At 40.5% G+C, this 8,216-nt stretch carries 8 protein-coding genes; 1 reads left to right on the forward strand and 7 read right to left on the reverse strand.

Annotation, left to right across the window (positions count from 1 at the left end; genetic code table 11):
• Window positions 1–85: 85 nt before the first annotated feature.
• From C900_RS22975 to C900_RS22990, 4 genes are all read right to left on the reverse strand, one after another.
• On the reverse strand, window positions 86–547 hold the full coding sequence (locus C900_RS22975; protein ID WP_009582675.1) for a hypothetical protein: 462 nt from the start codon (window positions 545–547) through the stop codon (window positions 86–88).
• A 103-nt stretch (window positions 548–650) separates the two neighbouring features.
• The gene (locus tag C900_RS22980; protein ID WP_009582676.1) at window positions 651–971 is read right to left on the reverse strand and encodes an MmcQ/YjbR family DNA-binding protein; all 321 of its coding nucleotides are present in this window, start codon (window positions 969–971) and stop codon (window positions 651–653) included.
• 271 nt (window positions 972–1,242) lie between these two features.
• Window positions 1,243–2,010, reverse strand: coding sequence for a M57 family metalloprotease (locus C900_RS22985; RefSeq protein WP_009582677.1), 768 nt, complete (start codon window positions 2,008–2,010; stop codon window positions 1,243–1,245).
• Between the two features lie 668 nt (window positions 2,011–2,678).
• Window positions 2,679–3,287, reverse strand: a complete 609-nt coding sequence (locus C900_RS22990) for a hypothetical protein (protein ID WP_009582678.1) — start codon at window positions 3,285–3,287, stop codon at window positions 2,679–2,681.
• Between the two features lie 193 nt (window positions 3,288–3,480).
• Between C900_RS22990 and C900_RS22995 the strand changes: the two genes are divergently transcribed.
• Window positions 3,481–4,533 (forward strand): calcium/sodium antiporter, encoded by a 1,053-nt coding sequence (locus C900_RS22995; RefSeq protein WP_009582679.1) that lies wholly within the window; start codon window positions 3,481–3,483, stop codon window positions 4,531–4,533.
• 57 nt (window positions 4,534–4,590) lie between these two features.
• Here C900_RS22995 and C900_RS23000 read toward each other — a convergent pair whose 3' ends face one another.
• The 3 genes from C900_RS23000 to C900_RS23010 form a co-directional block, all read right to left on the reverse strand.
• Complete coding sequence (locus tag C900_RS23000) at window positions 4,591–5,529, reverse strand: hypothetical protein (protein WP_009582680.1); 939 nt, start codon at window positions 5,527–5,529, stop codon at window positions 4,591–4,593.
• Between the two features lie 243 nt (window positions 5,530–5,772).
• Window positions 5,773–6,648 (reverse strand): SMP-30/gluconolactonase/LRE family protein, encoded by an 876-nt coding sequence (locus tag C900_RS23005; RefSeq protein ID WP_040497368.1) that lies wholly within the window; start codon window positions 6,646–6,648, stop codon window positions 5,773–5,775.
• A gap of 64 nt (window positions 6,649–6,712) precedes the next feature.
• Window positions 6,713–7,639, reverse strand: coding sequence for a mechanosensitive ion channel family protein (locus C900_RS23010; protein ID WP_009582682.1), 927 nt, complete (start codon window positions 7,637–7,639; stop codon window positions 6,713–6,715).
• Between the last annotated feature and the right edge of the window lie 577 nt (window positions 7,640–8,216).

The following is an 8,216-nucleotide window of genomic DNA, read 5'->3' on the forward strand; positions in this document are numbered from 1 at the left end:
GCATTTGATGACTTACGATTCAATTAACTCCGGGGTTATACGGGAGGCAACATTTAAAGTCGTTTAGCCATAATTATTTCTATACCTATAAATTAGATGGCTTAAGATCTGTATTGGATCGTCTTTTCACTAAAATAGCCATCGGGATGCCAATGACAAAAATGTGTATCAACAAGCCAATGGTAATTTGCAATACATCGGCAGGATACTTTCCTATTACGGAAAATGGAATAACGATGTAATTCATCACCAGCCAAATGCCCACGCCATAAATGGCACCGGCTGCAACGACTGGACGAAGAACATGGCCCCATTTTTTGTACAGCAGATAAAAAACAAAGGTAGTGGTAATAGCTATTGTAAAATGGATGATCAGCCCCAATATGGTAGGCAGGATATCACTCTCATAGGCAACCTTTCCCTGCAGACCGCTGGCTACATATTGCCAGACCCTGTGTGGTAATATGCCATATGAAAACCATGCATTTGTGCACGCTGCGATGGCGTCTAGTAAACCAATAAAGGCACCTATTTGTAAAATCTTCATTCTCATTGTTTTTATAGATTAATTAGTGTTTGTAAAGTTCTGATGAAGATTCAATAGATTGGAAAAGGCTCTCAATATCGACCTCTCCCATGAATTTTACAAATCATTTCTTTTTAAAAACATCATTATATGCAGTATTTAAAGCATCCAGCGCCAACGCTTCAGGTATTTTTTTAAGCTCGAACGTAGTCCATCCCTGTTGGCCCCACTTATTAGGCACAGGGTAAACGGCAGCATCATCAAATGAACAATAAACCGGCTGATCCGCAGGTGACAGTTTAATATTGACCATGCTGCTGGCCTCATGCATAGTAGCAAATATCCTTTTATTGATCACTTTAAATGCCGCCCGATCAAAATGAGGCGCCTCCATAGTGCCCGGAAAGGACAAAGCTAATTTTCTGAATGTCTCGGTAGTGATCATATCATGATTAATTGTTGTCCCTAAGAAAACGCCAATATCTGCGTTACACTCGCCCCAAAAATGCTCATCCCTACAACTGTACGGACTCCGCTTTTTGGCACTTCGTTTTCTTAAAGCCACATAGAGTTTTCTTCACTAATTATACTGGAATGTAAAAATAGAAACGGGTTATCCGCTAAAATTGTAAAAATCCGACATGCCTGACAATGGCCCCTCATCATCATCAAAAAAGGCCCCTTCCGGAGCCTTTTTGTTATTCTAAAATCAACCACTAAAGTGGATAAAGTATCTGTACCGCGGCAACATCACCGGCAGTAAATCCATTCCATGGCAATATGTATGAATTCATCACAGAATTAGGATCTGTTGCAGGAGTACCGCTTATAAAATACCCCTGTGTCTGGTCTGTGTGATACAAGCCAAAGATATGGCCCATTTCATGGACAATAGTGAAAAGCTTGTAACCGCTGTTCAGGTAATTATACTTCGTATTGATAGTCATTGTATGGCCGGGCCTTCCGTTATACGAGGGCAGATAGGCTCTCGCTACCCAGTTTTGCGAAGAATAACTGGTACCGATAACGGTGTTTGCATTACTCCTGTTGGACACCACCGACATATAAAGTTTAGTACCATTTACTGCATTCCACTGGTTTACTGCGCCATGAATGGCTGTTACCCAGGATGAAGGAACAGACGAATCGATATAAAATTTGATGTTGGTCACATAACTGTTGCTCACCAGGTAGTAGCCGCGATAATGTTCTGTTTGGGCATCAGAGATCTCAGAACGGTTGCCATCAACATACTTTTGAAGCTCTTCTTTAGAGATCAATACATCGTCATCGATCACAAATACACCATCTTCAAATTTTATTTTATCCTTTTCAAAGCCTGTTTTCACCAGGAAGTCGATCAATTCATCTGAAGGTTTTTCCACTTCAGGTGATATCACTTCTTCCTGCTCATTACAGGAAAAAAGAACTACACAAAAAGCCACAGCATAGACAGACCATGTTTTTGAAAATAGATTTTTCATTTTTACTGGTTTAGGTTGAAAATAATTTAAAGGATTGAAGTTACGTGTTAAAACATGATTCCGCACCTGAGATGCCTAGCTGAAGTTACTCATGTAATAATGAAAAAATAATTATAGATGCTCAAGTGAAGCCGCAAAGCCATACCCGCACACACGCTTAAACACAAGTATCTAAAACACTGGTCGATGCCTTTACCAACGGAAAAAGGAATTTATTATCAACGGGATTCTGAAGGAATAATTTTCTTGTAATATTTTATATGATTTCCAAGATGAGTTTGTGGCTGGAGTTGATACTAATTAGTGTCTGTAAGAAAACGCCAATATCTGCGTTACACTCGTGCCAAAAATGCTCACGTACTCCAGTACGCTCCGCTTTTTGGAACTTCATCCCGTTCTTTAGCGGGAATGTTTTCTTAAAGCCACTTAGAGTTTTCTAATAGACACCAATTAGAGTCTATTAGAAAACTCTGGCCGTCATCGCGCCTGTCCCGGCCTTGCCACGGGGAGGAATCGAAGCGATCCCCCCTTAATGGACGCCAGGGAAGAGGGGATTGCCGCACTGTTTTAAGCCAGTACAATGAATGCAAATTATGCAAACAGCATCAAAAAGCCGTCTCAATGGCTATATAGCACTTTGAGACGGCTTTTTATTAAATTTTTATTACTTAAAAAGCCTTTTTCTTAACGAGAAATTGGCCCAATTCCTTTCCGGCTTTAGCATATGACTCCTGGATACGGTAGCCTGTGTCAAAATCATATCCCATGGCATCACGGCCAGGTGATTTTTCAAGTGCAATTACCATAACCGGCTCTTCAGAACCTGTTTGCATAAAGACAGCCTCCAGGTTGGTGAATGCGCTCTTTCTCACTACCCCAACATTGAATCCCGGTTCGGTATAGGTGGTTTTTAATACCAGGGTGTATTCGGCATCATCAAACTGTCCCACCTTTACACCCACCTTTTCAAGCTGTTTATTGAATAGCTCTTCAAATTTAGGTTCAAAACGCTCCTTTCTGTCTGCCACCCAATTTTTTTTCCACTCATCACCACGGCCTGACTCTTTTTCATTGAGTTTTTCCGATTTATCCTTCACATAGTCTTCCTCCCTATCAAATTTTCCAACGCCCATATTGCTATAATCGTAGACAACATTAATCTTCTTTTGGCCTTTGAGAAAACCCGGGTCACCTGAGGTGATTTTCATCTTTTGTGCAAATGCCGCCACTGTAGAAACCAGCAGGATGCCTGAAATAAGTAAAGTTTTAAATTTCATAAATAGTCATTTTTTCTGCTCAATTTATAAAAATTCAGCAATAAACATTAATTCCTTAGCAAGAATATTTTATCGCACGACTCTCTTATCTAAGATTACATATTATCTGCAAATCGATAGGGAACAGTGGTTTTTTTTTTGTTAATTCCGCAACAGACTTTATAAAAAAAACATAAAAAAAGTATCTTTAGGCGTGGAGATTATTATTTATAGTTGGGCATTGATCACAACTTTCTATCTTCTTGCTGAAGTAAGTGATCGCTACTTTATACCTGCTCTGGACCAAATTGCAAAACGCTTGAAAATGTCGCACGAAATGGCGGGCGCTACGCTTATGGCCATTGGTTCGAGCGCCCCTGAGCTTTTTGTAGCCATCATTGCTCTAGTACACTCCGGGAATCACGAAGCCATCGGGGTAGGCACTATTGTGGGCTCTGCTCTTTTCAACATCCTTGTTATTATTGGAGCCTCAGCAGCAGTACGCAAGGTCAAGCTGATGTGGCAGCCTGTGTTGCGGGATCTTTTATTCTATGGCCTGTCTGTAGCCGCTTTATTTTTTATATTAAGAGATGGTGAAGTGAACTGGATAGAGAGTCTTGTATTGGTTATCTTCTACGGAGGTTATTTGATCGCTGTGATGTACTGGCGTAAATTATTAAAATTCACAGATACAGATAGCATAGACGATGATTATATAGAGGAAGGTGAGCTAAAAGGATGGAAAAAGATATTCCAGCCGTTAAACTATGTCCTGAGGAAAATATTTCCTCCTCCGAAGCACTACATTGCCACTTTTGCACTCTCAGTGTTGGCTATAGCTGTTCTATGTTGGATACTGGTGGAGTCTGCCATTGGTATCTCCCAAATTTTGGATATACCGGAAATAATCATTGCATTAACCGTTTTAGCAGTCGGCACCTCTATCCCCGACATGATATCTTCTGTGATAGTTGCAAAGCAAGGCAGAGGAGGAATGGCCGTTAGCAATGCGGTAGGCTCAAATATTTTTGACATACTGATAGGTCTGGGACTTCCTTGGCTTCTTATCACTCTGATCAAGGGCAGTTCGATTTCCACACAGGCAGAAGGGCTAAATGAATCCGTTATCCTGCTGCTTGCTTCTGTTCTGCTTATCTTTATTGCGTTCTTGATATCCCGATGGCGAATAGGGCAACGGCTGGGCTATACCCTCATTGTGATTTATCTACTGTACATCGGCAAAGAAATTTTTGACCTATACAGCTAGTGTAGAATGTTTTGAGCAGAAGATAACTGCCACTTACCTGACACAACGATTCTGCGGTTAATCAAAATTCAGGTGGATATTTTGTCCGTTAGATGAAAGATACTGCCCTGTAGAGAACTGCACATCTGCCTGTCCATCACAAGATGAGTGGAAATCAAGAAGGATATTTCCCAGGTCAATACTATTTCCTGCTTTAATATTCTGAATAAATGCCGTCCCTCTTAAAGGATTTCGGCTGCAGGTAGCATAGGAGAAAGCGGTTTCGATCATTGCATGATATAAAATGCCACCGGAAGTACTATTGGCCTCCAAAATCTGACCTCCTCCGTTGATCACATATTCATCATCATAGATATCAGAAAAACTATTGCGTTGGTCAACATTAATAAACCAAACATTTTGCTTTACAGTTGCAAATACATCTGCCGGCTGGTCAGATTCCAACCGCTGCAACTCTGTATCAAAGGCTATTCGCGAAAGCCCTACATGAATAATGGTATCCGAGCCTTCACCAATGACTATATCCTGCTCGGCAAACACAGCAACAAGCTGATCACTGTCCTTTTTTCTTATTACAGGTATGGTATGTATGCCATATAGTTTAAACTCTGCCGATAAAATATCAAGGTCACCAAACAGAATAGAGATAACTCCTCCCCCATCTGTATTGTCCCAAATGCCCCCAATCAATATATTGCCTATTTTATTATTGAATGGCAACGGATGGCTTTTGTCTACAGTTAGGTAGATTAAACCTGAGCTGGAATATTCGCTGTTGGCGCCTGCTTCGAAGGTAACATTGGCAGGTAAAGGATGCCCTTCGAATGCCGTAGCCGCCAAAGACACACAATAACCTATCGCTGCTGCCGCTTTGAATCCCTGCTGAAGAGGGGTCAGTTCCGGGTCTTGCCGTAGCTCATCGACTCTGGTGCAGGTACCGAAAGTTAAGAGGCTTGCCAAGGATAAAGCTGTAAGTGTCTTAAGTAACTGTGGCATGAAACACGCTTTATCTTTATTAATCTGTCCTTTAACTTTCTGGTAACCGAAACAGGCCGGCAGCCATAAGCCAGAAGTGTCGCAATGAAAACACCAATGTACGCGTTATGCTTACCCCAAAAATGCTCTTCCCCCAAGAGACTCCGCTTTTGGGGACTTCATCCCCTCTTTGGCGGGAACATTTTCTTACATACATTAAGTAAGTTGCAAGCTTACAGCTCAAGCTGCGAGCCGCTTGGCCCATCAGTAGCTAAGCTTATAAGCCACTACCTTGTTAGCAAAAAAAGTAGGAACAAGAACAAGCTGCTCTTCAGGAATATAGCCTATATCGGCAGTATTTGAGTTCTGATCTTTGGTGTCCAGCAACAAAGTTTCTTTGCCATTTTGGATCAGGTAGATCTCTCCCTGCCAGCGACTGGCAATGAAAGTATTATCATTGATTATCACAAGTCCGTCTCCTCCTGTAACAACATCATTTATTACTTCAGGCTCACCGTCTTCCATCGGAAACTTTCGCAGCCCCCGGCCATCCAGGCCATAAAGTTCTCCTTGCTGATTAAAGGCGAGGCCATTAATATTTTCAATCCCTTCTTTGAATACAGAAACCTGCCCGTCTTCCATCATATGTATCTTACCTGTGCTCATATCCGAGAAATAGATATGCTTGCCATCGGTAGCCACATCGTTGAGAAATTGCGCTCCCTCAACAGGATAACGATTGGTGATTGTTCCTTCCGCAATATTTATTTCTACCAGTTCATCAATATTGGTCACATACAGGTTATCGTTTAGAATAGCCATTCCCTTTGGTGCGTCCAGCCCTTTCACCCACTCTAACTGTTCGTCACTACCATCCAGGCCCTGCTTACTGATGAAACCCACGCCATCCTTTTCGGTGGGCTTTCCCGATATATTGCTTACGAAAAGCACATTCCTTTCCTTATCATAAAGCACTGACTCATTTGTAGTCAGCGTAGTGTCAGTTTCCCAAACCTTGGTTAGTATAGGTCTTTGAGGTGTTTCTGTATCTGTCTGATCTCCGCCTTGTTCGTCAGTCTTCGGTTTATTACACGAAATAGTCAAAGCCAGCAATAGGGAAAATAGGATTAGTCGGTTCATGTTGTATTTGATTTGTTGTAATTAAAATTAACAAAAAATATCGGACACCCGCCTGCAGATATTATCAATTTTCTATCTTAACACCCATTATCTCCTGCTCATTTAAAGTCGCAATAATACATTCATGGATATTTCTGCGGATATCTTTCTCCATACTCTTGTCCCACCTGATAAATCGGAACTGGTATTTTAGCTGAACACTATCCTTTGTAACCTTTAACACCTTTAACACCTGGCTATCCTTTTTTATGTTCTTCTTATACGGCTGCAAAACCTTATCGAAATCTGTTTTTAAACGCTCATAGTGTTTTAAGTGAATCTGATTCAGCTCAAATTCAAGGGTGATCTTTTGAATATCATGCTTGGTAAAATTGACTACATCAGATGACAGAATATAATTATTGGGAACATAAACCAGGTCATCGTCATCGTTAATAATATGCATATTGAGCAGGGTGATATTAGATATTTTTCCCCGATGCGCCCCAACCTTCACGTAATCCTCCAGTGAGAGTTCATCTGAAAACATAATGATCATGCCATTGATCATATTGGATATGTAATCCTTGGAAATAAGGGCGATAGCAGCCGCCACGATGCTGATAGAGGTGAAAAATTCACCGGCTTTAATATCGAAAAGTAAAAAAAGTGCAAAAATGAACATAATAAAAGAAAGTATGTTGGCTATTTGGTTCACTCCCAGAATAAAATTATTCATAAAGCCAACCTGCCTGCCAGATCTCTTGATATAAAGATAGACAATAGCCAACCTGCTAAAGGAAATGATCATGTGCGCGGTAATATAAAACAGGATCGCATCTATGATATTGGATGAGATACCGTATTCTTCCCTAAGCTCGGGATACCGAAATTGCAAATAAATGATCCCTGTAAAAAAAATCAGCTTTAGAATAAATACAAACCGTTTCTTTATTTCTTTCTTGGGAACGGTTTCCTCCACAGCGACATTTTCAATATTTTCTGCATCCATAGATCCCTTTTTTACAGGACAAATTTAATTTGCTAACATGGATGTTATAGCTTTTATGTGTATAAATTTAGTATGGAGATATTCGCCTTGAGACCAGAGCATCTCATTTTTGTCGTTCGTATTTCAGCTCTAAAGGAGATTCATTCCGAAGACCAAAACCGGGCAAATTTTCAGAAATCTGGCATTATCCATCTCTACGAGTAAAAACCTGGCCCTAAAAGGCTTTTACAACCGGATTAAAGCAAAGCATGGGAAAAAAGTAGCTATGAAGGCTTTGGCAAGAAAACTGGCAGTACTATATTATCGGTTTATGACCAGAGGATTCGATTATGTGGAACAGGGATTAGAACAATATGAAATAAAATACAAAGAACGAATTATCAAAAATATGAGCAAAAGAGCATCAGAATTGGGGTACACTCTAATACCTTGTTAATCAAACAGATAAAGAAACTTGTCATTGGTAGGTAACCAACAACTTTCAGTTGATTTTGTGGATAATGACAAATTAACCGACCGGCCTTGAGAAAATGGCGTTAAGAATTTCAATGCCACACGTACATGTTATAAATCACAC

Origin of the sequence: Fulvivirga imtechensis AK7 (genome assembly GCF_000331535.1) — a bacterium.
Lineage (GTDB): Bacteria > Bacteroidota > Bacteroidia > Cytophagales > Cyclobacteriaceae > Fulvivirga > Fulvivirga imtechensis.